Origin of the sequence: Streptomyces lichenis (genome assembly GCF_023218175.1) — a bacterium.
In the GTDB taxonomy this organism is placed as follows: domain Bacteria; phylum Actinomycetota; class Actinomycetes; order Streptomycetales; family Streptomycetaceae; genus Streptomyces; species Streptomyces lichenis.
Genome location: NZ_JALPTH010000005.1, coordinates 123,913 through 147,378 on the forward strand (window position 1 = coordinate 123,913; position 23,466 = coordinate 147,378).

Consider the following 23,466-nt stretch of genomic DNA (forward strand, 5'->3'; position numbering starts at 1 on the left):
TGCTTGAGCTTCAGCCGTCAAGGGGCCCGCTCCGCCATGCCGCGAACCGGGTCGGAAGCAGAAAGGTCGGGGAGCATGACAGAAGGTGACTCACGAGCGGACTTGACCCCCTTGCAGAGCTTCGTCGCCGACGTGCAGCAGGTCCGGATCGCTCGCAAGTTCACGCTGAAGAGCCTGGGCGTCGCGACGGGCTACTCGGAGAGCTACGTCTGCAAGGTCGAGAAGGGCGTGCTGATCCCCAGCGACAAGTTCGCGATGGGCTGCGACCGGGCGTTCGGCACCGGCACCCTTTTCACCGGCCAGTTACGGCGTGCGCTCGCCAGCGACCACCCGAGCTGGTTCGCCCCGTACATCCAGCTGGAGCTTCGCGCCGCTGAAATCCTGGACTACAGCACCATGTTCATCATGGGCATGCTTCAGACCGAGGAGTACGCCCGCGCGACCCTGCGGGCCTATCACCCTCGGGATGGGCAGGCGGTGCTGGAGAGCCGGGTCGCCGGACGGATAAGGCGTTACGAGGTGATGGAGCGGCCCTCGCCGCCCCTGCTGTGGGTCGTGCTGCATGAGGCATGCCTGCACACGCAGGTGGGCGGACGGGAGGTGATGGCCGCGCAGTTGGAGCGGCTGGTGGCGGAGGCGGCGGGGCCCCATGTCACGCTCCAGGTACTGCCGTTCGCGGCAGGATCACCGGTCACCGGAGCGCCGTTCACCGTGCTGACCTTCAAGGACGGCCCCTCCGTGGTGCAGTCCGAGGGCGGACCGCTGGGAGGGCGACTCAGCGAAGACCCGAAAACCGTTGCGAATGCCCATCAGGTTTACCATCGACTACGGGCCGACGCCCTGTCCCCTGATGCTTCCGTTGCACGCATCAAGTCGATGCTCAAGGAGTACACAGAATGACCGACAACGCCGGTACGCCGCAGGTCACCGGGTGGGTCTCGTCCTCGTACAGCGAGCCTAACGGCGGCCAGTGCGTCCAGTGGGCCCCCGGATTCGCGGCCGAGCACGGCACTGTCCCCATCCGGGACAGCAAGGCCCCGGACGGGCCCGCGCTGATGGTGAGCCCGCAGGCCTGGACGCAGGTCACCGGGTGGGTCTCGTCCTCGTACAGCGGGCCGGAAGGCGGCCAGTGCGTTCAGTGGGCCCCCGGGTACGCGGCCGAGCACGGCACCGTCCCGGTCCGGGACAGCAAGACGCCTGAGGGCCCTGCCCTGATGGTGAGCCCGCAGGCGTGGGCCGGGCTGATCGGGTTCGCCCGTCGCAGCGCGGTCTGAGTCAGTAGGCAGGAGGCCCCGCCACCCGGCCGGTCCGGGTGGCGGGGCTCCGTCGTCCTGCACTTCGCCTACGCGGTGGTGGCGATGCCGCCGTCGACGGGGATCACGGTGCCTGTCAGGTAGGCGCCTGCCCGGCTGGCGAGGAACACGGCAACACCCGCCATGTCGTCGTCGCGGCCGATCCGGCGTAGAGGGGCCGATGCCGCGATGGCCTCGCCGAGCTTGTCGAGGGTCGCAGCCATCATCGCCGACGGGAACGGTCCCGGCGCCACGGCGTTCACGGTGACGTGCTGCGGTCCCAGCTCCTTGGCGAGCACCCTGGTGAGTTGATGCAGTGCGGCCTTGCTGCTGGAGTACGAGTAGTTGGGCCGCTGGGGGATGTGGATGGCGGCGATGCTGCCGATGTTGATGATCCGCGCGGGATCGTCGGCGGTGCCCGCCCCGCGAAGTGCCGGCAGCAGCGCCTGAACCAGCCAGAACGGCGACTTCAGATTGAGGTCGACGACAGTGTCCCAGGCCGCGTCCGGGAACGTCTCCAGCGGCTCGTCCCACATGGCGCCCGCGTTGTTGACGAGGATGTCGAGACGCTCCGAGTCGGCGGTGACGAGGTCGGACAGTCGCCGACACTCCTCGTGGCGGGACAGGTCGGCGGGGATGGCCCGCACCTCACCGAACCTGGACAGCTGTTCCTGCGCCTGAGCGCACGCTTCCGCGCTGCGTGAGCTGATGACCACGCGGGCGCCTGCCTGGAGAAGGCCACGCGCGATCATCATTCCGATGCCTCGTGTGCCACCGGTGACGAGAGCGCGCTTTCCGCGCAGATCGAAAAGTCCTGCATGCGTTGTGAATTGTTTGTCCACCACTTGCCGTCTTTCCAGTCGGTCGTGCGGGAGGATGCGTCGACGCGTTGGGTATTCCGTTCGGCTGTCTCCACGCTATGACCCTGGAGTGCGCTCCAAGCAAGCGGATCGGGGGGCCCGTCACTCGGCGCCCAGGCCGCCCGGGTAAGGCCCGACCAGGGTGGCGGGGGCCTCTCGTATGCGTCGGGCGTGCTTAGATCCAGCGCAGTTCCCACAGCCGCCAGATGCCGGTGCCGTCGGAGAGGTACTGGGCGCCGGTGACGTCCTCCGTGCTGAGTACGTACTCCTTGTTCTGCCAGAGCGGCAGCAGCGGTACGTCCTTGGCCACCTCGCGCTGGAGGGCTCCGAAGTCCCGTACGGACTTGGCCCGGTCGCCGTACTGCTGGGTGGCGGCGATCAGGCGGTCCACCTGCTTGCTGGCGTAGCCGTTGCGCAGGGTGCTGCCCCGGCCGACCAGCGGCTGGGCGAAGCTGTCCGGGTCGGGGAAGTCCGCGAGCCAGCCGAGGCCGTACATGTCGTACGCCCCGTCCGCGTAACCCCGTTGGAAGTCCTGCCAGTCGGCCGTGACGACGTCGAGCTCGAACAGCCCGCCGTTCTCCAGCTGGCGGCGCAGTTCGACGGCCTCCTCGGCGTAGGCGGCGCCGCTGCGGTGGCCGTAGGTGAGCCGCACAGGGGTCGGGATCCCGGCGTCCCGCAGCAGTTGCGCCGCGCGCTCGGCGGAGGGGGCCGGATACTCGTCGTGGAAGGCGTTGTTGTGGCCGAGGACACCGCGCGGGATCACCGAGTAGAGCGGTTCGACGGTGGAGTGGTACGGCCCGGCGGCGATCCGTGAGCGGTCGAGCAGCGCGGCGACGGCGCGGCGTACGGCCCGGTCGGCGGCGGGTGAGCCCTTGCGGAGGCTGAAGACGAGGTTGCGGGTCTCGGCGCTGCCCGCCTGGGTGATCGTGGCGCCGTCCTCGGCCCCGTCCTCCAGCGCGGCCAGCTCCTGGGGCGGGAGCTGGCGGTGGGCCACGTCGACCCGGCGCTCCTTCCAGGCGGCGGCCAGCGCGGCGGACTCCTTGAAGTAGCGGATCTCGACCGGGCCGCCGGGGCGTGAAACGGCGCCCTGATAGCGCGGGTTGGGCTCCAGCCGGGCGCGCTTGCCGGGCTCGTACTCGGTGAGGAGGTAGGGGCCCGAGCCGTTGATGCCGGCGCTCTTGCGCAGCGCCTTCGCGGGGTAGCTGCCGCGCTCCACGATGGCCCCGGCGCCGGTGGCCAGCTTGTGCGGGAAGGTGGCGTCCCGGGCGGCGAGGTGGAAGGTCACCTCCGGCCCGGCGGCGTCGACCGTGCGGAGTGAGGCGAAGATCGGTGCCGGGCCGACATCGGAGGCGATGGCCCGCAGCCGGTCGAAGGAGTGCTTGACGTCGGCGCCGGTGACGGGGCGGCCGTCGGCGAAGGTGAGGCCGTCACGTAACCGGCAGCGGTAGGTCCGAAGCCCCGTATCGGTGAACGCGCAGCGCTTGGCCGCGTCCGGGACGGGGAGCGTGGAGCCGGAGGTGAAGGTCAGCAGGGACTGGTAGACGTTGCCGAACAGCGCCCAGGAGCCCGCGTCATAGGCGCCCGCCGGGTCGAGGGAGGAGACCTCGTCGGTGGTGCCGACGGTGATCGGTCCGCTCCGCGTCGCGTCCTGCGGCCAGAGCTGCCAGGTGGCCGCCACCACCCCGCCGGCCACCAGGGCGCCGCAGACGAGCAGGGTTCCGAGCCGCACCGATCGCATCGCCGTGTCCCCTTCACGCCCGCCCCCGCCGCGACGCGATCAGCCAATCACAGCGGTTGCGATAGTGGAAGGGTCAACTTCGTTGCCGTACACCGGTGTAGATTTCACGCCGCCGTGTCGTAGGCGGTGCGATCGTCCGGGCCGCCCGGCTCCGGCTCGGCCGACTCACTGTCGGTGCCGCCGGCCCGTACCGCCCGCTTCTCGGCGACCCGTAACGGGGCCCAGAGCAGCAGGGCGGCGGGCGTGGCCCACCAGGGCACCAGCCACGTACTCCGCCACCAGGCGGGGTCGGGGGCGATACTCGCCTCCACCGCCCCGGTGGCCATGGCGATCGCGAGCGACCAGCAGACCAGCCGACCGGTGCAGCGGGTGGCGGCCACCCAGAGACGCGTACGCATCGTTCCCCCCGAGAAAGGTGCGGTTTGTGTGCGCCAAGTGAACGTCTTCTGGCTGGTCCTGATCGCCGCGAGGGCGGCCTCCCGGACATTCACGAAGGCGGAACGAACAGGCTGTAAACGGGCAATTCAACCCACCAAAGGGCACGAATCCGCCCACTCCACCAAGCAGTCGCCGCCCGGACGAAGACTGGAACAGATCGCAAATACTGCCGCCCGGCAGCAGTTCAGCCGTACACCTGTCGATCGCGCCATTCTAAGTGCCCGACCGTCCTCCGGGGCGCGGGAAGACCCGGCACATCAGAGGCAGAAAGATAACTTATGACCCTTTTGGGACGCCTTGGCCGCCCCAACCCGGGCCTATACGGCGGGGCTGATTCCGCACCGCATATGTTCGGGGATCACGGGCAGTCAAGCCGCCCCCGTGGAGGTCCCGTGACACCTTGTGGGTGCCCGGTGACCGCTGGGGTTACTGAGGCGCATCTTCCTGGGGGGAAATGATGCATCCGCGTGCTTCGGGCACGTCTCCTCGACGTGCCCGCGGAACCGCCCGCACCTCTCGTACCGTCCGCTACGGCCTGACCGCCGCGATCACCGCCGTATCGCTGGTGGTGGCCGGGGCCCCGGCATACGCGGCTCCGGGGCCGGACCCGGAGCTGCCGGAGGCGACGACACCGTGGACGACACCGGGCAAGCCGGTGACCGCGCCGGCGGTGCCGTCCGGGACGACCACGGCACCCGCCTCCGAGCCGGAGGCGGAGCGCTCCGCCGAGGTGGCCGCCTGGCGGGCGGCCGAGCGGGCCCGCGCCACCGGCACCGCCGCATCCGCCGCGCCCACCGCCCGGTCCGCGGCCAAGGCCGCCACCACCGACTACGTACCGGAGGGTCAGGGGCAGGTGCCCTGGCACCAGTTCTCCGACACCCGGCTGAGTGACGCGCTGGTGGCGCGGGTGAACCTGTCGAACGGCAACCTGATGCTGGCGGCCACCGACTTCGACATCGCGGGCGTCGGGCAGAAGCTCCAGCTCACCCGGACGTACAACTCCCTGGACGCCCCCTGGGGCAAGGTGTCCCAGCGGTGGTGGCAGGGCTGGGAGCGCTATCTGCTGGTGGACACGGACGAGGTGGTGCTCTTCGACGCCACCGGGGACGCGGTCCGGTTCGCCAAGAAGGCCGACGGCACCTTCACCACCCCGGCCGGCTACTCCAAGGACCTGAAGAAGAACGCGGACGGCACCTACACCCTCACCACCCGCTCGTCCGGGTCCAAGGACACCTACGACACCCACGGCACCCTGACCAAGGTCACGGACAAGAACAACGGCACCATCACCGTCGACCAGCATGACGAGGGCAGCGAGCACAAGGGCTTCAAGCTCACCGAGACCCGCTCCGGCCGCTGGATCGACCTGGTCAAGACGTACGCCAACCAGTGGCAGGCCAAGGACCACACCGGCCGGACCGCCGTCTTCGATCTGAACTCCTCCGGCGACCTCGCCAAGAGCACCGACACCGCAGGCAAGGCGACGACCTATGAGTACGACTCCTCGCGCCGGCTGACGAAGGTGACCACGCCCGAGGGCCGGGCCACCGCCTTCACCTACGACGCCCAGAACCGGGTCCGCTCGCTCCAGCGCCTCACCGGTGCCGGTACCGGGCCGACCTGGACCTACGCGTACTCCGGTTCGACCCCGTCGGCGGCGGGCACCACCACGGCCACCGACCCGGACGGTGACAAGACCGTCCACATCCACAACGCCGACGGCGAGATCACCAAGGTCACCGACCCGCTGAACCACAGCCGCCACCGCACCTACACCAACCGTCAGGTGCAGACCGCCACCGACGCCATGGGCACCGGCAGCGGCGGCACCGGCGGCAATGTCACCACCTACGGCTGGGACAGCCGCAACAACCCCACGTCCGCCAAGCTGCCCACCGGCGCCAACGCCACCGCCCAGTACCAGACCATCGCCGGTACCGATCTGCCCTCCGACATGAGCAACGCCGACGGGCAGAAGGAGAAGTACACCTACGACGCGGCCGGGAACACGCTGTCGGTGGCCACCACCGGCGCCGAGGGCGGTGAGCGCTCCTACACCTACAACAAGGCGAACCCGACCTGCGGCGGGTTCGAGGGCCAGCGCTGCACCGCCAAGGACCCCAACGGCAAGACCACGTCCTTCCAGTACGACGCCAAGGGCAACCTGACCAAGGTCACCCCGCCCACCCCGCTCGGGGTCACCACCTACACCTATGACGCGCTCGGCCGGCTGGAGACCGCCATCGACGGCCGCGGCATCAAGAGCGTGTACGACTACGACAACCGGGACCGCGTCGTCTCGGTGTCCTCCACCACCCAGACCGTCACCTACGCCTATGACGCCGACGGCAACACCGTCTCCCGCAAGGACGCCTCGGGCACGACCGGTTGGGCCTTCGACGCGCTGAACCGCGAGTCCACCCGCACCCTGCAGAACGGTGTGCAGACCGTCCTCGCGTACACGCCGGGCGGTGACGTCGACTGGTACACCGACGCCAACGGCAAGACCGACTACACCTGGGACGCCGCCGGGCGCCTGGACCACCTCACCGACCCGGGCGGCAAGAAGACCGACTTCGACTACGACAACAACGACAAGCGCACCAAGACGACGTACCCGGGCGGCACCACTCAGACCGTCACCCTGGACGCCTCCGGCCGCCCCGAGGCCGTGAAGGCCGTCGCCGGCTCGGCCACCCTGGTCGACCTCGCCTACACCTACAAGTACGGCACCGACGGCAAAAGCGACGGCACCAAGATCCGCACCCGCACCGACAAGGCGGTCCAGACCACCACCACGTACGTCTACGACAGCCAGGGCCGCCTGCACGACGTCCAGCCGGTCAAGCCCGGCCAGCCGACCACCTTCACGAAGTTCTGCTACGACAAGGCCGGCAACCTCACCGACAGCGGCGGCGCCTGCCTCCCCTCCGCCGGCTACGCCTACAACGACGCCTCCCAGCTGATCTCGCGGAACGGCTCCACCACCGGCTGGTCCTACGACAAGTCCGGCAACGAGACCGCGGGCGCGCCGCAGGACGGCACCGCCCGTACCGGTGAGGCCTGGACCGACCACAGCCAGCTCAAGGCCATCACCACCGACGGCACCACCCGCGACGGCGTGCACGCCGGGACCGACAACGACGAGCGCACCAAGCTCGGCACCACCTGGTTCCACACCACGGCCCTCGGCCTGACCGGAACCACCACCGCCGGGACCGACACCGGATTCATCCGCGAACCGGCGGGCACCCTCAACTCCATGCGGACCGGGGGGAAGTCCCACTACTACCTGACCGACGCCACCGGCAACGTCCTCGGCCTGGTCGACGACACCGGCAAGCGCACCCACACCTACTCGTACACCGCCTACGGCCGCCCCGGCACCACCACCGAGACGGTCCCCCAGCCCTACCGCTACGCCGGCGCCTACCTCGACCCCACCGGTCTCTACAAGATGGGCGCCCGCTACTACGACCCCACCCTCGGCCGCTTCACCCAGCCCGACCCCTCAGGCCAGGAGACCAACCCGTACCTGTACGCGGGGGGGCGACCCGGTCAACAACACGGACCTGACCGGATTGCACAGATGTCCGTCCTGGCTCGATAGCCCATGCGACTGGCTGGAAGAAAACACGAAAGACGAATCCGACTTCACCATCATTGCCGGTACTACCACTATCGGCGGCATAGGCGGACCAGTAGGTGCCGCCGGCGGGTTTGCCCTCGGAGTGGGATTCACAGTAGGGCGCAATTTCTAGGAGTTGCCACACACGTCGACTATTAGCCCGATCGACAACTCGAATTTGCGCAAAAAATTCGAGATCTGACCCCACACCAGCGGAAGGCGATAAAAATCGACTCCCGCTGGCAGTCAGGAAGGAAACAAGTGAGCCAGGAAGCACACGCAGGATCACCTGGGCGACTTACTGCCGGACTCGCGTGCGCGCTAGTACTTCTCTGCGGCTCTCTAGCATTGGCTGCAATAACGCAAAGAGTGAGTTACTGGCTAGTGACAGGCCTGCTCCTTGCTTTCTGCACCTTGCTCTACATGGCTAAATCGACCCCGCACGGAAGCGCTATAAAGGCGGTCAAGATAAATTCCGCACGGGAAATCCACTTCATGATGGCAGCCATCCCCAGTGGCACCTTGCTGGGCGGCGCTTTCCTCTGGAGAGGCGACCGTGGTCTTGCGGAAGTCATATGGGGCGCCATGATCGTAGCGGCTATCCGGCTATACATATCCACCGAATAGCCGAATCGCCAGTCACCTCCGCGGTGCTCAGGAGGACCGCAGCCAGGCCAAACCGGAGCCAAGGCGACGAACTGTGCGCCGCACCCCCGCGCAGAACAGGGGGTGCGGCGTCAGTCATGGCGGTGCCTCAGCCGATACGGCCCCCGTCCCGCTCACGTGCACGCGCAGGTCGCCCGGGCAGAGGGCTTGCTGCCTGGCAAGATCGGACAGATATGACCTCCGCAGGATACGCCGTCGCCATCGCGTTCCTTATAGCCGGAACCCTGACACTCAGTACACCAGACATATGGTGGAAGGTAAGACTGCCAAAGCGTCCTAACCGGAGACCTTCGAGGAACGAGTGAGTATGTGCGGAGCGATTGCCACCGTAATCGCCGCCGGAATTCTGGTCGCCCGAATTCCCTGACACGGAAACCGACCCGTACCTCGGTTGCTGCCTATGTGGCCTGGCGGCAGGGCTCGAGCCTGCGCTAGGAGGTATGTTCCACAGTGGGCGCCCAACAAAGGCAATTGATGCTGAGCACTACGGCAGCAGGCTTCACAGCCGCCGGCAGTGGCACACTGGCCCTCTTCCCTCACGGCACCGAGGTCCAGTATTGGCTACTGCTCACGGTCTTCCTCGGTGTCGCAGCCGTCTGCCTGGTGGGAGCAATCGCTCTGTTGCGCGGCAAGGGCTGACTGACTGGGTGGGAGCAAGAACTCGTTCGGAAACTGTTCGCCGCACCTCCGAGCACGAAGGGGGCGGCGTCAGTCGCGGTCGGCGCCTCAGCCGATGCGGGCCCCCGTCCCGCTCACGTGCACGCGGGGGTCGCCCGGGCGGAGGGTGACGGTGAGTTCGCCGGGGCGGCCCAGGTCCTCGCCCTGGTGGAGGCTGAGGACGGCGTCCTCGGGGACGAGGCCGAGCTCCCGGGCGTACGCGCCGAAGGCGGCGGCCGCGGCGCCGGTGGCCGGGTCCTCCACGACACCGCCGACGGGGAACGGGTCGCGGACGTGGAAGACGGTGGCCGACTCCCGCCACACCAGCTGGACCGTGGTCAGGTCCAGGCGGTGCATCAGGGCTTCCAGGCGGGCGAAGTCATAGGCCAGGTCGGCGAGACGGGCGCGGGTGGCCGCCGCGAGGACGAGGTGGCGGGCGCCGGCGAAGGCGATACGGGGCGGGAAGGCCGGGTCGAGATCGACGGACGGCCAGTCGAGCGCGGCAAGCGTTTCGGTGAGGTCGGCGTCGGTGATGGGGGCTGTGTGCGGCTCGACGCTGGTGAGGGTGGCCCGCACGGTCCCGCCCTCCTCGGCCACCTCCACCGGGACGGTGCCGGCGCGGGTGGCGAACACCAGCTTCCCGGGACCGGTCCGCTCGGCGAGGGCGATGGCGGTCGCCACGGTGGCGTGGCCGCAGAACGGCACCTCGGCCTTGGGGCTGAAGTAGCGGATGCGGTACGCCCGCCCGTCCTCGCCGCCGCCGAGGCCCTCGGGGGGCGCGGTCAGGAACGCGGACTCCGAGTACCCGAGCTCGGCGGCGATCGCCAGCATGTCGCCGTCGTCCAGGCCGGTGGCGTCCAGGACCACTCCGGCGGGGTTGCCGCCGTCGGGGGAGCCGGAGAAGGCGGTGTAGCGCAGGATTTCGGGGCGCGGTCCGTTCGTCGTCATGATCGCGGCAACGCGGGGTGCGTCAGGGACTATTCCGGCGGAAGGCCGGGGCTCAGGCCTGGCGGGAGGCGAGCTGGACGAGGGTGATGTCGGACGGCGCGCCGACGCGGACGGGTGGGCCCCAGGCGCCGGCGCCCCGGGAGACGTAGAGCTGGGTGTCGCCGTAGCGCTCAAGGCCGGCGACGGTGGGGTTGGCCAGCTCGGCGAGGAGGTTGCCGGGCCAGAGCTGGCCGCCGTGGGTGTGGCCGGAGAGCTGGAGGTCCACCCCGTGGCGTACCGCCTCGTCGATGACGATCGGCTGGTGGGCGAGGAGCACGGAGGTACGGGTCCGGTCCCGGTCGCCGAGGGCGGCACCGAAGTCGGGGCCGTCGTTCTCGGTCTCGCCCGCGGGGTCGTTGACTCCGGCCAGGTCGAAGCCGGCCATCTCGACGCGCTCGTTCTGGAGGGGGCGCAGGCCCAGTTCGCGGACGTGGTCCACCCATTCGGTGGCACCGGAGAAATACTCGTGGTTGCCGGTGACGAAGAAGGAACCGTGTCGGGCTTGTAGCTGGGCGAGTGGTTCGGCGGCGGGGCCGAGGTCGGCGACGCTGCCGTCCACCAGGTCGCCGACCACGGCCACCAGATCCGGCTGGGTGGCGTTGATCGTGTCCACGATCCGCTGGGTGTGCGCCCGGCCCAGGATCGGGCCCAGGTGGATGTCGCTGACCACGGCGATCCGGTAGCCGTGCGCGGCCCGGCCCAGCCTGGCCAGCGGCACGGTCACCCGCTTGACCCGGGGCCCGCGCAGCACCCCGTAGCTGCCGTAGCCGACGGTCCCCACGGCGGCGGCCGCGGCGGTGCCGCCCACGATCCGGGAGACGAAGAGGCGGCGGGAGACGGCGGAGGGGGAGGCCGCGGAGGGGGCTTCGGCAGCCGTGTCCGCGAGGGTGTCCGCGGGACCGGGCACGGCGGCCGGATCGGTACGGGTGCCCGCGTCGAGGGCCGCACCGGCGGGGACGGGGTCGGCCGGGGTCTCGGAGGCCGGGGCGGCCGGGGCCCTGGTGGCGGCGCGGCGCTCCAGGACACGCCGCAGCAGGGGGCGCACCGCCTCGCCGACGAGGAGGGCGAGCACCACGTAGAGCAGCAGCGCCAGCCAGAGGAAGCCGGGCCAGGCCAGGATCCGCTGGAGGGTGAAGGGCACCCCCGCGCGGCCCGCCGCCAGCGCGGCGAAGGACAGCAGCGGGAGCACCACGATGGCGGTGGTCCCCGCGCGCCGCGCCAGGCTGCCGCGTACCGTCACATCACGGACCAGGCGCCGCCAGACGTACCAGTGGACCCCCGCGAGAAGGGCGATGACGACGACGAGCAGCAGCACAGCGAGCAGCACGGACCCGGACTCCCCTATCCCTGCCTCTCCACCGATCGGTGGTCGGAGGCGTCGGTCGGCTGAACGGGCCGTCGGGGAGGATGGTTCCCGGCCACCCCGTCAGCGGCACCGACCACCCCGTCACCGGCACCGGCCGCCCCGTCCCCCGCGCGGGAGGCGCGGACACCGCGCAACCCGATGGCACCCACAACCGTCCCCAGAACAAAGGACGTGATGGCCAGCAGCAGGTGGACCCAGAAGTAGGGGGTGGGGTCGCCGGCGTCGTCGAAGGCCAGTCCGCTCCCGTCGTTCCAGAGATTCTTGACGAAAGTGATCCAGATGAACCAGCTCCACACCCCGAAGGCGAGCAGGAACCAGGAGGCGCGGCGGCTGAGCTTCATGGATCCAGTATCGCCCGCTCCGGTGGACCGGCTGGGGCGGGGTGCGGCGGCCGCGGTGGAGGGCGAGGAGGCGATACCGATGGCTCGGATAGCCGGGGGCCGGACGGCCCGTAAGAGGATCGCGGCGGCCGCGGTGGTGTCGGCCGCGCTGCTGCCGGTGCTGGTGGCCGGGCCGGCGTTCGCGGCGCCGGGGCCGGACACGGAGGACAAGCAGCCCAAGCCGCCGGCCGGGATGTCCACCCTGGGCGGGATGAAGCTGGGGCGGCCGGGCGTGCAGGTCAATCTGACGCCGGGGGTGCCGGTGCTCCCGAAGCAGGTGACCGGGCGGTCCTGGATCGTGGCGGACGCGGAGAGCGGGCAGATCCTGGCCGCGAACAACGCGCACTGGCGGCTGGCCCCCGCCTCCACCATGAAGATGCTGTTCGCCGACACCCTGCTGCCCAAGCTGCCGCGCACCCAGTCGTACCAGGTGAAGCCGTCCGACCTGGCCACTCTGGGCGCGGGCTCCAGCCTGGTGGGGGTCAAGGAGAAGCAGCGGTACACCGTCCACGATCTGTGGCTGGGGGTGTTCCTCAGGTCGGGCAACGACGCGGTGCATGTGCTGTCGGAGATGAACGGCGGCGTGAAGAAGACCGTGGCCGAGATGAACGAGCGGGCCGCCGAGCTCCAGGCGCTGGACACCCATGTGGTCTCGCCGGACGGCTACGACGAGCCGGGCCAGGTCTCCTCCGCGTACGACCTCACCCTGATCGCCCGCAGCGGGCTGCAGAAGAAGGACTTCCGGGAGTACGCGGCCACGCCCCGGGCCAACTTCCCCGCCGAGGCGAAGAAGGGCAGGAAGCGCGGCTCGTTCGAGATCCAGAACACCAACAAGCTGCTGACCGGCGACTTCGACATGCCCGCCTACCAGGGCATCGCGGGGGTGAAGAACGGCAACACCACGCACGCCGGCCAGACCTTCACCGGGGTGGCCGAGCGGAACGGCAGGGTGCTGCTGGTGACGGTGATGAACCCGTCCCCCAAGGAGAGCCACGCCGTCTACCGGGAGGCCGGGCGGCTGCTCGACTGGGGGTTCTCGGCGGCCGGGAAGGTGAACCCGGTGGGCGAGCTGGTGGCGCCGAAGTCGGCGCGTCCGGGCGGCGGTGAGAGCGGCGGCAACCTCCCGGTGGAGGGGCGGGGCGACACCGGGGACGGGGGCGAGGACAAGACGGCCGCCCAGCCGGCCGGTGGCGGTGCGGACGGAGCCGGGACCGCGCTGGCGGTGGCCGGTGGGGCGCTGGCCCTGCTGGTCGGCGGGGTGCTCCTGGTCAACCGGCGATGGCCGCTGCCGGACCTGGTCCGCCGTCGGCGCTCGCCCCAGGCGTAGACCCCGGGTCGCCGTTCCGCTCCTCGTCGGCCGCGGATCGCTCGTCCAGCTCGCTCTTGGAGCCGGTGGCCGTCCAGGCGGAGCAGAACAGCAGCAGCTTGGCGGTGAAGTTGATCCACAGCAGCAGCGCGACCGGCACCCCGAAGGCGCCGTACATCGACTTCCCCGCCACCCCGCTCATATAGCCGCCGAGCAGCAGCTTCAGCGCCTCGAAGCCGACCGCGCCGAGCAGCGCCGCCACCACCAGCCGGCGGCGCGGCGGGTGCACGCCCGGCAGCAGCGTCAGCACGTACAGCAGGAGCAGGAAGTCGGCGAGCACGGCGAGGGCGAGCGCGCCGAGCTGGAGCAGTACGGCCCCGGCGCCGCTGGACGGGATGCCGAGCCGGTCGGCGGTCCAGCCCACGGCGGTCGAGCCGAAACCGGAGACGGCGAAGGAGGCCAGCCCGGCCGCGCCCAGCCCGGCCAGCACCACCCCGTCCTTGGCCTTGCGGACGATCGGGTTGCCCAGGTCGGCGTCGTCGCACTCCCACACCGCGCGCAGGCAGTCGCGCATGGAGCCGATCCAGCCGATGCCGGTGAAGAGGAGCAGGGCGCCGCCGACGAGGCCGACGGTGCCGGCGTTGGCGATCAGCGAGTTCAGGTCGAGCTGGTCGGAGATGCCCGGCACCTGCTCGCTGAGCTTGCCCTCCAGGGTGCGCACCTGCTGGTGGCTGAGCAGTGCGGCGCCGACCGCGGCGGACACCGTGATCAGCGGGAACAGCGCCAGGAAGCTGATGAAGGTGATGGCGGCGGCCAACCGGGTCCAGTGGGCGCGTTCCAGGGTCTCGTACGAGCGCCAGGCGTGGGTGCGCATCAGCCGGGCGGCGTACGGCCCGACGACGGGGAGCTTGGTCAGCCAGTCCATGGGGCTCCCCCTACCCGCCCTCGCCCACTCGAAAGGGGAAACGCGGTGGTCACAGGCCGGTCACCGCGAGCGCGTACACCGCAAGCCAGGCCAGTCCGATCACGGCCAGCGGCCGGTCCCGCAGCACCACGTCCTCCGGGGCGCCCGCGGTGCCCCGGTCGGCGAAGACCGCGTACCGCAGCACGCCGAGGATGAAGGCGGCCATGGAGAGCTGGCGCCAGGGCAGCAGTGCCCCGCCGGTGGCGCTGCCGCCGCCCTCCAGCGCCCAGAGGCAGTAGCCGAGCACCGCGCCGCCGGCCGCGAGCTGCCAGACGAAGCGGAGGTAGCCGGCGGTGTACTCGGTGAGCAGCGCCCGGGTGCGCCCGTCCCGCCCGGTGGGCTGGACGGCCTCGGAGTAGCGCTTGGCGGCCACCATGAACAGCGCGCCGAAGGCGGTGGTGAGCAGGAACCAGCGGGAGAGGGGGATGTCCAGCGCCACTCCACCGACCATGGCCCGCATCAGGAAACCGGTGGCGACGACGGCCAGGTCGACCACCAGGACATGCTTGAGGCGCAGGCAGTAGGCGAGCTGCATGGCGAGGTACGCGGCGATCAGCACGGCCGTCATCGGGGTGCAGGCGAGCGCCGCCCCGGTGACGGCGGCGCCCGCGAGCAGCGCGCCGGTGGTGTACGCGAGCGGCGCCGGGACCTCGCCGGCGGCGACCGGGCGCAGCCGTTTGACCGGGTGCGCCCGGTCGGCCTCCGCGTCCCGGGCGTCGTTGACCAGGTAGACCGCGGCGGAGGCGGCCGTGAACAGGGCGCAGACCACCGCGAGCCGGAGCAGGGTGTGGCGGTCGGCGAGCTGCCCGGCGGCGGCCGGGGCGGCGACCACCAGGAGGTTCTTCACCCACTGCCGGGGCCGGGCGGTGCGCAGCAGTCCCCGGGCGAGCCGGGCGGTGTGCGCGTACGCGGAGAGGCGGCGGGCCGCGGGGGCCGGGCCGGGCCCGGCGGTCAGCGTGGTGGGCTCAGCCATGGCGGTGGAGGTGCCGCCGGGCCACCACCGCACCGAGCAGCGCCCCGGCGGCCACGTCGGTCGGGTGGTGGGCGCCCGTCACCAGCCGGGCCAGGCACATCGCCGCCGCCACCGCCCCGGCCACCCGCCCCGCCCCCGCCCGCACCGCCCCGAAGGCCACCGCGGCGGCGACCGAGGAGGCGGCATGCGAGCTGGGGAAGGAGTAGCGACCGAGAGTGCCCGTCGACCGGAGGCCGGGGGGCGGAGCGGCGCCGGGGGTGCCTACCGGGCGGGGGCCGGGGGCGGATGGGGTGCCGGGGGTGCCTACCGGGCGGGGGCCGGGGGGCGGTGGTGTCGGGGTGCCGGGGGTGCCCATCGGGTGGGTGCCGGGAGTCGGCGGGGTGCCGGGGGTGGGCGCGGCGGAGGCGGGGGCGCCCAACGGGCGGGTGCCGGGGGCGGGTGCGGTGCCCACCGGGCTAGGGCCGGGAGTCGGCGGGGAGCCGGGGGTGGGTGGGGTGCCTACCGGGCGGCGGTCGGGGGGCGGTGGTGCCGGGGTGCCGGGAGCGCCCATCGGGTGGGTGCCGGGAGCCAGCGGGGTGCTGGGGGTGGGCGCGGTGCCCACCGGGCAGGGGCCGGGAGCCGGCGGAGTGCCGGGGGTGGGCGCGGCGGAGGCGGGGGCGCCTACCGAGCGGCGGCCGGGGGCGGGTGTGGTGCCTTGGGGGCTTACCGGGCGGGGGCGGCGGATGGCTTGTTTGGTGGCGGAGCTTGCCAGGTGGGCGGCGCAGGTGACGGCGGTGGCCCGCAGCCACTCCCGGCGCCGGGCCGGGTCGGCCACGGCGCCCGCCAGTCCGGCGGCGACCCACAGCGCGGCGTGCTCCCCGGCCAGCGACAGCCCCCGCGCGGCCCGCCCGACCCCGGGCCACCGCACCCCCGACCGGCGGAACGCCGCCAGCACCCACTGGTCCGCCCCGAGCAGCGCGTGCCGCGACGCGGCCATGGGCGCGGGCGCCGGGTGGTGGCGGACGGACCAGGCGTCAGCCGCGGCCCCGGTGCCGGTACGAGAGGGGGCCCCGGACGGGCGCACGGCACCCGCTGCGGCTCCGCCGCCGGTCGGCCGTACTGCGTCGGGCGGCCGTACGGCGTCGGGCGGGCATACGGCATCAGGCACCGGTACGGCATCAGGCGGCCATACGGCCCCGGGCCCGTTACGGGCTACAGCCCCGGCCCCGGCCCCCGCCTCGGGCGCACATACGGGACCGGTCACCGGTACGGGATCGGGCGGGCGTACAGCCCCGGCCCCGGGCTCGGGCAGCTCGGGCGGGTGCGGCCGACTCGCGGAAGCCGGCGGCACCGGCGGCACCGGCCGCACCGGCGGCACCGGCGGCATCGGGTGGAAGACCGGGTCCGCCGGGCCGCAGCCCGCGCAGGGGCGGCCCGGGGGGTCGCCGGACGGGGGCCGGCCGTCCTCGTGGCGGGTGTGCCCGTCCGCGTACCGCATCCTCCGCCACCCCTTCCACCGCCGGGACGCCGCCGGTTCCACCACCAGGCCGCCACCGGTTCCACTGCCGGACCGCCGCCGGATCCGCTGCCGGACCGGCACCGGTTCCTGCCGGACCGGCACCGGTTCCTGCCGGACCGGCACACCGGCGGGTCCCTCAGGCGTACGGTGCGCGGGCCCGGTCGGGGGGCGCGCGCAGGGGGACTCTGCCGCGCCGCTCGGCCCACCCGCGCGGGAATCTCGTACGACACTCGTTTCATCACCCGTTTCGGTCAGCCGGGCTACTCCGGCCGCGCCCGTCGGCCCCGCCCCCGGCCGCACCCGGCGACACGGCGGCGGGGGCGGCCGAACCGCCCATATGCGGCGATACCGTCACCCTCATGCCTGACGCCCCCGCCGCCCCGCCCATCACCTCCTCCCCCGAGCCGCCGGAGCCGTACGAGGTACGGCAGGTGACCGGTTGGGGGCGCACCGCGCCGACCGTGTCCCGGGTGCTGCGGCCGCGCAGCTACCAGGAGGCGGCCGCCGCGGTGCTGGGCTGCGGGGAGCGCGGCGGGATCGCCCGGGGGCTGGGCCGGGCGTACGGGGACGCCGCGCAGAACGCCGGCGGGGATGTCATCGACATGACCGGGCTGGGCCGGATCCGCTCGATCGACGCCGAGGCCGGGGTCGTGGTGTGCGACGCCGGGGTGAGCCTGCACCGGCTGATGGAGGTGCTGCTGCCGCTCGGCTGGTTCGTGCCGGTCACCCCGGGGACGAGATATGTGACGGTCGGCGGGGCCATCGGCGCGGATGTGCACGGCAAGAACCACCATGTGTCCGGCTCCTTCGGGCGCCATGTGCGCGCCTTCGACCTGCTTACCGCGGACGGCTCGGTGCGGACCGTGCTGCCGGGCACGGACCTGTTCGACGCCACCACGGGCGGGATGGGGCTGACCGGGGTGGTGCTGGCCGCCGAGATCCAGCTGGTGCCGGTGGAGACCGCCTGGATGTCGGTGGACACCGAGCGCGCCACCGACCTGGACGACCTGCTGGCCCGGCTCACCGCCAACGACGACGGCTACCGCTACTCGGTGGCCTGGATCGACCTGCTGGCGCGCGGCGCGGCCACCGGCCGGGCGGTGCTCACCCGCGGCGACCACGCCCGGGCCGCGGAGCTGCCGCGCCGAACCCGAGTCGGTCGGCGCGGTCGGCGCGATCCGCTGGCGTTCCGCCCGGCCCGGCTGCCCGCTCCACCCCCGTTTCTGCCGGAGGGGTTGCTCACCCGGACCACGGTGGGCCTGTTCAACGAGGCCTGGTACCGCCGGGCGCCCCGGCACCGCACCGGCGAGCTCCAGCGGCTGACCTCCTTCTTCCACCCGCTGGACGGCGTACCGCACTGGAACCGGGTCTACGGCCGGGGCGGCTTCGTGCAGTACCAGCTGGTGGTGGGGCACGGCCGGGAGGAGACCCTGCGCCGGGTGGTGCGGCGGATCGCCCGGCGCGGCTGCCCGTCCTTCCTGGCGGTGCTCAAGCGGTTCGGCGCGGGCGACCCAGGCTGGCTGTCGTTCCCCATGCCGGGCTGGACCCTGGCCCTGGACATCCCGGCCGGGCTGAGCGGCCTGGGCGCCTTCCTGGACGAGCTGGACGAGGAGGTCGCGGACGCCGGCGGCCGGGTCTACCTCGCCAAGGACTCCCGGTTGCGGCCGGACGCGCTGGCCGCGATGTACCCGCGGCTGGCGGACTTCCGAGCGCTGCGCGCCGCACTCGACCCGCGCGGGGTGTTCACCTCGGACCTCGCCCGCCGCCTCTCCCTCTGATCCCTGCCGATCCCTGCCGATCCCTGCCGATCCCTGCTGATCCCTGGAGCCTGTTGTGAAAGACGCGTTCGGAGCGCCGCAGTCGGTGCTGGTCCTCGGCGGTACCTCGGAGATCGGCCTCGCCACCGCCCGCCGGCTGATCGCCCGCCGCACCCGCCGGGTCTGGCTGGCCGGCCGTCCGTCCCCCGGGCTGGACTCGGCGGCCGAGGCGCTGCGCTGCCGGACCCGGGTGGAGGAGGTGCGCACGGTGGACTTCGACGCGCTGGACACCGCGAGCCACCAGGAGGCGCTGGGCAAGGTGTTCGCCGAGGGGGACATCGACCTGGTGCTGCTCGCCTTCGGGGTGCTCGGCGACCAAGCGCGGGACGAGACCGACCCGCCGGCCGCGGTGCGGGTGGCGCAGACCAACTACACCGGGGCCGTCTCGGCCGGGCTGGTGTGCGCCGGGGCGCTGGAGGCGCAGGGGCACGGCTCGCTGGTGGTGCTCTCCTCGGTGGCGGCCGAGCGGGCCCGCCGGGCCAACTTCCTCTACGGGTCCAGCAAGGCCGGTCTGGACGCCTTCGCCCAGGGCCTCGGGGACGCGCTGTACGGGACCGGGGTGCATGTGATGGTGGTGCGGCCCGGCTTCGTCCGGACCCGGATGACGGCGGGGCTCACACCGGCGCCGCTGGCCACCACCCCGGAGGCGGTGGCCACCGCGATCGAGCTGGGGCTGCGCCGGCGCACCGAGACGGTGTGGGTGCCGGGGGCGCTGCGGCCGGTGATGGCGGCGGTACGCCAGCTGCCGCGGCCGCTGTTCCGCCGGCTGCCCCTGTAGCCGGACGGGGGTCAGTGGCGGAAGGCGGCCCGCTCGTCGATCGGTGAGCCGCCCTGGGCGGGCACCGCGGGGGTGTTCAGCCCGGCGCCGAACTCGTAGTCGGAGAGCTTGCGCCAGACCTGGTCGGCGCCCTGCTCGTAGAGCGCGAAGGAGCCGACGTTCCAGGCGGCCTCGAAGCCGGCCAGCTCCTCGTACGCCCGGTCCATGCCCTCCTCGGAGATGCCGTGGGCGACCGTGACATGCGGGTGGTACGGGAAGGCCAGCTCGCGCACCAGGGGCCCGGAGGCGTCCCGGACCCGCTGCTGGAGCCAGGAGCAGGCCGCCGCGCCCTCCACCACCTGGACGAAGACGACCGGGGAGAGCGGGCGGAAGGTGCCGGTGCCGCTCAGCCGCATGGGGAACGCCCGGCCGGACGCGGCCACCCGGGCGAGGTGCGCCCGTACGGCGGGCAGCCGCTCTGGCTCCACCTCGGTCGGCGGCAGCAGCGTGACATGGGTGGGAATGGCGTGCGCGGCGGGGTCACCGAAGCCCGCGCGCCGCTGCTGGAGCAGGCTGCCGTAGGGCTCCGGGACCGCGATCGAAACGCCGAGCGTTACGGTCCCCACGTCGTACTCCTCACAGGTCGTCTCGCAGCTGGTCCCGGTGCGGCGGTCCCGCCCGCCGCCTCCCCGGTGGTCGTCGCTTCGTCGTGCTGTCGTGCCGGTGTCCGTGCCGTCTCCGTCGTGCTGTCGTGCCGGCTTCCGTGCCGTCTCCGTCGTGTCGGTCCGTCGTCAGTGTGGCGGGTGCGCCCGCCGCTGACCAGAGCCACCGGAGCGAGTGACCAGGGCCACGGGGGTGCGCCGGCGGCCCCGGCCGGGTGCTCAGTGCTTGGCCGGCAGGAATCCCACCCTGGCGTAGGTCTGGGCCAGTGTCTCGGCGGCCACCGCCCGGGCCTTCTCCGCGCCCTTGGCCAGGATCGAGTCCAGCGTCTCGGGGTCGTCCAGGTATTCCTGGGTGCGGTCCTTGAACGGAGTGACGAAGTCCACCATCACCTCGGCGAGATCGGTCTTCAGCGCCCCGTACATCTTGCCCTCGTACTCCTTCTCCAGCGCGGCGACGGTGGAGCCGGTGAGCACGGACATGATGGTGAGCAGGTTGCTGACGCCCGGCTTGCCGACCGGGTCGAAGCGGATCACCGTGTCGGTGTCGGTGACCGCGCTCTTCACCTTCTTGGCGGTGGCCTTGGGCTCGTCCAGCAGGTTGACCAGGCCCTTGGGCGTGGAGGCCGACTTGCTCATCTTGACCGAGGGGTCCTGGAGGTCGTAGATCTTCGCCGTCTCCTTGGGGATGTACGGCGCGGGCAGGGTGAAGGTCTGCCCGTAGCGGCCGTTGAACCGCTCGGCGAGGTCGCGGGTCAGCTCGATGTGCTGGCGCTGGTCCTCGCCCACCGGCACCTGGTCGGCCTGGTAGAGCAGGATGTCGGCGACCTGGAGGACCGGGTACGTGAAGAGGCCGACGGTGGTCCGGTCGGCGCCCTGCTTGGCGGACTTGTCCTTGAACTGGGTCATCCGGCTGGCCTCGCCGAAGCCGGTCAGGCAGTTCATCACCCAGCCGAGCTGGGCGTGCTCGGGCACATGGCTCTGGATGAAGAGGGTGCAGCGCTCCGGGTCGAGTCCGGCGGCCAGCAGCTGGGCGGCGGCCAGCCGGGTGTTGGCGCGCAGCTCGGCCGGGTCCTGCGGAACGGTGATCGCGTGCAGGTCCACGACGCAGTAGAACGCGTCATGGGTGTCCTGGAGCGCCACCCACTGGCGGACCGCGCCGAGGTAGTTGCCGAGGTGGAACGAGCCGGCGGTGGGCTGGATCCCGGAGAGCACACGAGGACGATCAGAGGCCATGTCCCACATTGTCTCAGGTGCCGCCGACAGCTCGGGAACGGTGCCCCGGGGGACGGTCCCCCCGGGGCAGCGCGTGTCACACCGGCAGGCCCGGGGCCGGGTACGCGGCCATCAGCTCGGCGACCTCGGCGCGGACCGCGGCGAGCGCGGGCTCGTCACCGGTGCGAGCGGCGGTGACGGAGCGGTCGATCCAGCCGGCGACCGCGTCCATGTGCTCCGGCAGCAGGCCCCGGGAGGTGAGCGAGGGGGTGCCGATCCGGATGCCGGAGGGGTCGAAGGGCTTGCGGGGGTCGAACGGGACCGTGTTGTAGTTCACCACGATGCCGGCCCGGTCCAGCGCCTTGGCGGCGGTCTTGCCGGGGACGTCCCGGGAGGTGAGGTCGACCAGCACCAGGTGGTTGTCGGTGCCGCCGGAGACCAGCTCGAAGCCCCGGGCCAGCAGGCCGTCGGCGAGCGCCCGGGCGTTGGCGACCACGGTGTGGGCGTACGCGCGGAAGTCGGGGGCGGCGGCCTCGTGCAGGGCGACCGCGATGGCGGCGGTGGTCTGGTTGTGCGGGCCGCCCTGGAGGCCCGGGAAGACCGCCTTGTCGATCGCCCGGGCGTGCTCCTCGCGGCACATCAGCATGGCGCCGCGCGGGCCGCGCAGGGTCTTGTGGGTGGTGGTGGACACCACGTCGGCGTAGGGCACCGGGGAGGGGTGGGCGCCGCCCGCGACCAGTCCGGCGATATGCGCGATGTCGGCGACCAGGACCGCGCCGGCCTCCTCGGCGATCCGGGCGAACGCGGCGAAGTCGATGGTGCGGGGCAGCGCGGTGCCGCCGCAGAAGAGCACCTTGGGCCGCTCCTTCAGGGCGAGGTCGCGCACCTGGTCGTAGTCGATCAGCCCGTCGTCCCGGCGGACCCCGTACTGCACCCCGCGGAACCAGCTGCCGGTGGCCGAGACGCCCCAGCCGTGGGTGAGGTGGCCGCCCATCGGCAGGGCCATGCCCATCACGGTGTCGCCGGGCTGGGCGAACGCCAGGTAGACGGCGAGGTTGGCGGGCGAGCCGGAGTACGGCTGGACGTTGGCGTGGTCGGCGCCGAACAGCGCCCGGGCCCGGTCGCCGGCCAGCCGCTCCACCTGGTCGATGACCTGCTGGCCCTCGTAGTAGCGGCGGCCGGGGTAGCCCTCGCTGTACTTGTTCTGGAGGACGGTGCCGGAGGCCTCCAGCACGGCGGCGGAGACGTAGTTCTCGCTGGGGATCAGGCGCAGCGTCTCGGCCTGGAGCCGCTCCTCGGCGCCGACCAGCGCGGCCAGCTCCGGGTCGGTGGCGGCGAGCGCCGGGTGGCGCCCGGGAGCGGGGGTGGCGACGGGTACGGGGGCGGAGATGGTCATGGCGTCCCTCCGGGGGCGGCAGCACGGTCGAGCCGGGGTGCCCAGGCGGGCGGCACCCGTACGGTCTGCCGCGCGCGGCTCCCCCGGGGTCGCTTCCCCGTACGCCAGTCGCCGCGCGTACCGCACACCCTAGCCGGAGGGCGCCCGGGGCGTGGCGCTACCGTCGGAGGGGCCGGTGGCCTCGGCCCCGCTCGCACGTCCTGGACGACTCCGTACGGAAGGCGCTGCCATGAGCCCCACCACCCCTCCCCCGGAGGCGGGCGTCCCGCCCGGGCTGCCGTTCGTGGACGAGCAGCGGGTGCGGATCGCCGCCGGGCCGGTGGTGGTGTGGGCGGCGCTGGCCGGCTGGCTCGGGGAGCGCGGAGGCCCGGGCCCCGCCGCGTACGCCCGGCTGGTCCGCGCCGAGCCCGCCTCCGCCAGGCCCGCCGGCTCCTCGGGCGGTGCGCTCGCGCGGGGTGCGGCGCTGCCCGGCTTCCGGGTGGCGCTGTCGGTGCCGCCGGAGCGGGCGGTGCTCACGGGCCGTCACCTCTTCTCCCGGTACGCGGCGGTGCTCGCCCTCTCCCCGGAGCGCGGAGAGGGGACGGGGACGGTGCTGGCGGTACGGACCTACGCACGGTTCCCCGGCCCGCTGGGCGCGGTGTACCGGGCCCTGGTGATCGGCTCCGGCGGCCACGGGGTGGCGGTCCGGCGCATGCTGGGCTCGGTCCGCCGCCGCGCCGAGGGCTGAGCGAGGAGCGAGGACGAAGGCGGGCGTGCTCCTGCGATCGGTTTCCGGCCGCCGGGGAGGTCGCTTTCCGGCCATTACAGGCGGAGGATTCCGGCGTACGGTGAGTTCCCCGCCCACAGGGGAGGTTTCCGTGCCCGCACGG

Annotated in this window: 18 protein-coding genes, 2 pseudogenes and 1 riboswitch; of the genes and pseudogenes, 8 read left to right on the forward strand and 12 right to left on the reverse strand. The window is 72.4% G+C overall.

Annotated elements, in window-relative coordinates:
- Window positions 1–102 precede the first annotated feature (102 nt).
- The 3 genes and pseudogenes from M1O15_RS07040 to M1O15_RS07050 all read left to right on the forward strand — a co-directional run bounded on the left by M1O15_RS07040 (window position 103) and on the right by M1O15_RS07050 (window position 1,274).
- A complete protein-coding gene (locus tag M1O15_RS07040) occupies window positions 103–900 on the forward strand; it encodes a helix-turn-helix domain-containing protein (protein ID WP_308282242.1) in 798 nt (265 codons plus the stop codon).
- Window positions 897–1,070: pseudogene (locus tag M1O15_RS07045) on the forward strand (DUF397 domain-containing protein); the annotation flags it as partial. The gene M1O15_RS07040 and the pseudogene M1O15_RS07045, both read left to right, overlap by 4 nt.
- Window positions 1,056–1,274, forward strand: coding sequence for a DUF397 domain-containing protein (locus M1O15_RS07050; RefSeq protein WP_248632541.1), 219 nt, complete (start codon window positions 1,056–1,058; stop codon window positions 1,272–1,274). The pseudogene M1O15_RS07045 and the gene M1O15_RS07050, both read left to right, overlap by 15 nt.
- 68 nt (window positions 1,275–1,342) lie before the next feature.
- On the opposite strand, the gene M1O15_RS07055 is transcribed toward M1O15_RS07050, so the two are convergent.
- The 3 genes from M1O15_RS07055 to M1O15_RS07065 all read right to left on the reverse strand — a co-directional run bounded on the left by M1O15_RS07055 (window position 1,343) and on the right by M1O15_RS07065 (window position 4,288).
- Window positions 1,343–2,137 (reverse strand): SDR family oxidoreductase, encoded by a 795-nt coding sequence (locus M1O15_RS07055; protein WP_248632381.1) that lies wholly within the window; start codon window positions 2,135–2,137, stop codon window positions 1,343–1,345.
- Between the two features lie 190 nt (window positions 2,138–2,327).
- Window positions 2,328–3,890: an ABC transporter substrate-binding protein gene (locus M1O15_RS07060; RefSeq protein WP_248632382.1), complete on the reverse strand. Its 1,563-nt coding sequence runs from the start codon at window positions 3,888–3,890 to the stop codon at window positions 2,328–2,330.
- Window positions 3,891–3,994: 104 nt separating this feature from the next.
- The gene (locus M1O15_RS07065) at window positions 3,995–4,288 is read right to left on the reverse strand and encodes a hypothetical protein (protein WP_248632383.1); all 294 of its coding nucleotides are present in this window, start codon (window positions 4,286–4,288) and stop codon (window positions 3,995–3,997) included.
- Between the two features lie 494 nt (window positions 4,289–4,782).
- On the opposite strand from M1O15_RS07065, the gene M1O15_RS07070 reads away from it, so the two are divergent.
- Window positions 4,783–7,938, forward strand: coding sequence for an RHS repeat-associated core domain-containing protein (locus M1O15_RS07070; RefSeq protein ID WP_308282244.1), 3,156 nt, complete (start codon window positions 4,783–4,785; stop codon window positions 7,936–7,938).
- A 1,410-nt stretch (window positions 7,939–9,348) separates the two neighbouring features.
- Here M1O15_RS07070 and M1O15_RS07075 read toward each other — a convergent pair.
- The 3 genes and pseudogenes from M1O15_RS07075 to M1O15_RS31605 all read right to left on the reverse strand — a co-directional run.
- A complete protein-coding gene (locus M1O15_RS07075) occupies window positions 9,349–10,227 on the reverse strand; it encodes a PhzF family phenazine biosynthesis protein (RefSeq protein WP_248632384.1) in 879 nt (292 codons plus the stop codon).
- Window positions 10,228–10,279: 52 nt separating this feature from the next.
- Entirely contained in the window at window positions 10,280–11,593 is a 1,314-nt protein-coding gene (locus M1O15_RS07080; protein WP_248632385.1) for a metallophosphoesterase, read from the reverse strand.
- A 149-nt stretch (window positions 11,594–11,742) separates the two neighbouring features.
- A pseudogene (locus tag M1O15_RS31605) lies at window positions 11,743–11,973 on the reverse strand (SCO4848 family membrane protein); the annotation flags it as partial.
- A gap of 79 nt (window positions 11,974–12,052) precedes the next feature.
- Here M1O15_RS31605 and M1O15_RS07090 point away from each other — a divergent pair.
- Entirely contained in the window at window positions 12,053–13,339 is a 1,287-nt protein-coding gene (locus M1O15_RS07090) for a D-alanyl-D-alanine carboxypeptidase family protein (protein ID WP_372499388.1), read from the forward strand.
- Here the strand turns inward: M1O15_RS07090 and M1O15_RS07095 are convergent.
- From M1O15_RS07095 to M1O15_RS07105, 3 genes are read right to left on the reverse strand one after another with little or no spacing between them, the layout of a single operon-like run.
- Complete coding sequence (locus M1O15_RS07095; protein ID WP_248632388.1) at window positions 13,281–14,243, reverse strand: YihY/virulence factor BrkB family protein; 963 nt, start codon at window positions 14,241–14,243, stop codon at window positions 13,281–13,283. The genes M1O15_RS07090 and M1O15_RS07095 overlap by 59 nt on opposite strands.
- A gap of 49 nt (window positions 14,244–14,292) precedes the next feature.
- Window positions 14,293–15,255, reverse strand: a complete 963-nt coding sequence (locus tag M1O15_RS07100; protein WP_248632389.1) for a decaprenyl-phosphate phosphoribosyltransferase — start codon at window positions 15,253–15,255, stop codon at window positions 14,293–14,295.
- Window positions 15,248–16,231: a phosphatase PAP2 family protein gene (locus tag M1O15_RS07105; RefSeq protein WP_248632390.1), complete on the reverse strand. Its 984-nt coding sequence runs from the start codon at window positions 16,229–16,231 to the stop codon at window positions 15,248–15,250. The genes M1O15_RS07100 and M1O15_RS07105 overlap by 8 nt, the downstream gene beginning before the upstream one ends.
- Before the next feature lie 881 nt (window positions 16,232–17,112).
- Between M1O15_RS07105 and dprE1 the strand changes: the two genes are divergently transcribed.
- Window positions 17,113–18,531: a decaprenylphosphoryl-beta-D-ribose oxidase gene (dprE1, locus tag M1O15_RS07110; protein ID WP_248632391.1), complete on the forward strand. Its 1,419-nt coding sequence runs from the start codon at window positions 17,113–17,115 to the stop codon at window positions 18,529–18,531.
- 55 nt (window positions 18,532–18,586) lie between these two features.
- Entirely contained in the window at window positions 18,587–19,348 is a 762-nt protein-coding gene (gene dprE2, locus M1O15_RS07115) for a decaprenylphospho-beta-D-erythro-pentofuranosid-2-ulose 2-reductase (protein WP_248632392.1), read from the forward strand.
- An 11-nt stretch (window positions 19,349–19,359) separates the two neighbouring features.
- On the opposite strand, the gene M1O15_RS07120 is transcribed toward dprE2, so the two are convergent.
- The 3 genes from M1O15_RS07120 to glyA all read right to left on the reverse strand — a co-directional run bounded on the left by M1O15_RS07120 (window position 19,360) and on the right by glyA (window position 22,597).
- On the reverse strand, window positions 19,360–19,953 hold the full coding sequence (locus M1O15_RS07120; protein WP_248632393.1) for a 2'-5' RNA ligase family protein: 594 nt from the start codon (window positions 19,951–19,953) through the stop codon (window positions 19,360–19,362).
- A 255-nt stretch (window positions 19,954–20,208) separates the two neighbouring features.
- Window positions 20,209–21,222, reverse strand: a complete 1,014-nt coding sequence (gene trpS, locus M1O15_RS07125) for a tryptophan--tRNA ligase (protein WP_248632394.1) — start codon at window positions 21,220–21,222, stop codon at window positions 20,209–20,211.
- Window positions 21,223–21,298: 76 nt separating this feature from the next.
- Complete coding sequence (glyA, locus tag M1O15_RS07130) at window positions 21,299–22,597, reverse strand: serine hydroxymethyltransferase (RefSeq protein ID WP_248632395.1); 1,299 nt, start codon at window positions 22,595–22,597, stop codon at window positions 21,299–21,301.
- 32 nt (window positions 22,598–22,629) lie between these two features.
- Window positions 22,630–22,719, reverse strand: a riboswitch (ZMP/ZTP riboswitch).
- Window positions 22,720–22,826: 107 nt separating this feature from the next.
- Between glyA and M1O15_RS07135 the strand changes: the two genes are divergently transcribed.
- A complete protein-coding gene (locus tag M1O15_RS07135; RefSeq protein WP_248632396.1) occupies window positions 22,827–23,324 on the forward strand; it encodes a hypothetical protein in 498 nt (165 codons plus the stop codon).
- Window positions 23,325–23,466: the final 142 nt, after the last annotated feature.

What these genes read in the sequence shown, in the direction of transcription:
- glyA (WP_248632395.1), bottom strand. Translation starts at nt 22,597, where the DNA reads ATGACCATCTCCGCCCCCGTACCCGTCGCCACCCCCGCTCCCGGGCGC.
- M1O15_RS07070 (WP_308282244.1), top strand. Translation starts at nt 4,783, where the DNA reads ATGATGCATCCGCGTGCTTCGGGCACGTCTCCTCGACGTGCCCGCGGA.
- dprE1 (WP_248632391.1), top strand. Translation starts at nt 17,113, where the DNA reads ATGCCTGACGCCCCCGCCGCCCCGCCCATCACCTCCTCCCCCGAGCCG.
- trpS (WP_248632394.1), bottom strand. Translation starts at nt 21,222, where the DNA reads ATGGCCTCTGATCGTCCTCGTGTGCTCTCCGGGATCCAGCCCACCGCC.
- M1O15_RS07090 (WP_372499388.1), top strand. Translation starts at nt 12,053, where the DNA reads ATGGCTCGGATAGCCGGGGGCCGGACGGCCCGTAAGAGGATCGCGGCG.
- M1O15_RS07100 (WP_248632389.1), bottom strand. Translation starts at nt 15,255, where the DNA reads ATGGCTGAGCCCACCACGCTGACCGCCGGGCCCGGCCCGGCCCCCGCG.
- M1O15_RS07060 (WP_248632382.1), bottom strand. Translation starts at nt 3,890, where the DNA reads ATGCGATCGGTGCGGCTCGGAACCCTGCTCGTCTGCGGCGCCCTGGTG.
- M1O15_RS07135 (WP_248632396.1), top strand. Translation starts at nt 22,827, where the DNA reads ATGAGCCCCACCACCCCTCCCCCGGAGGCGGGCGTCCCGCCCGGGCTG.
- M1O15_RS07050 (WP_248632541.1), top strand. Translation starts at nt 1,056, where the DNA reads ATGGTGAGCCCGCAGGCCTGGACGCAGGTCACCGGGTGGGTCTCGTCC.
- M1O15_RS07075 (WP_248632384.1), bottom strand. Translation starts at nt 10,227, where the DNA reads ATGACGACGAACGGACCGCGCCCCGAAATCCTGCGCTACACCGCCTTC.
- M1O15_RS07105 (WP_248632390.1), bottom strand. Translation starts at nt 16,231, where the DNA reads ATGGCCGCGTCGCGGCACGCGCTGCTCGGGGCGGACCAGTGGGTGCTG.
- M1O15_RS07065 (WP_248632383.1), bottom strand. Translation starts at nt 4,288, where the DNA reads ATGCGTACGCGTCTCTGGGTGGCCGCCACCCGCTGCACCGGTCGGCTG.
- M1O15_RS07095 (WP_248632388.1), bottom strand. Translation starts at nt 14,243, where the DNA reads ATGGACTGGCTGACCAAGCTCCCCGTCGTCGGGCCGTACGCCGCCCGG.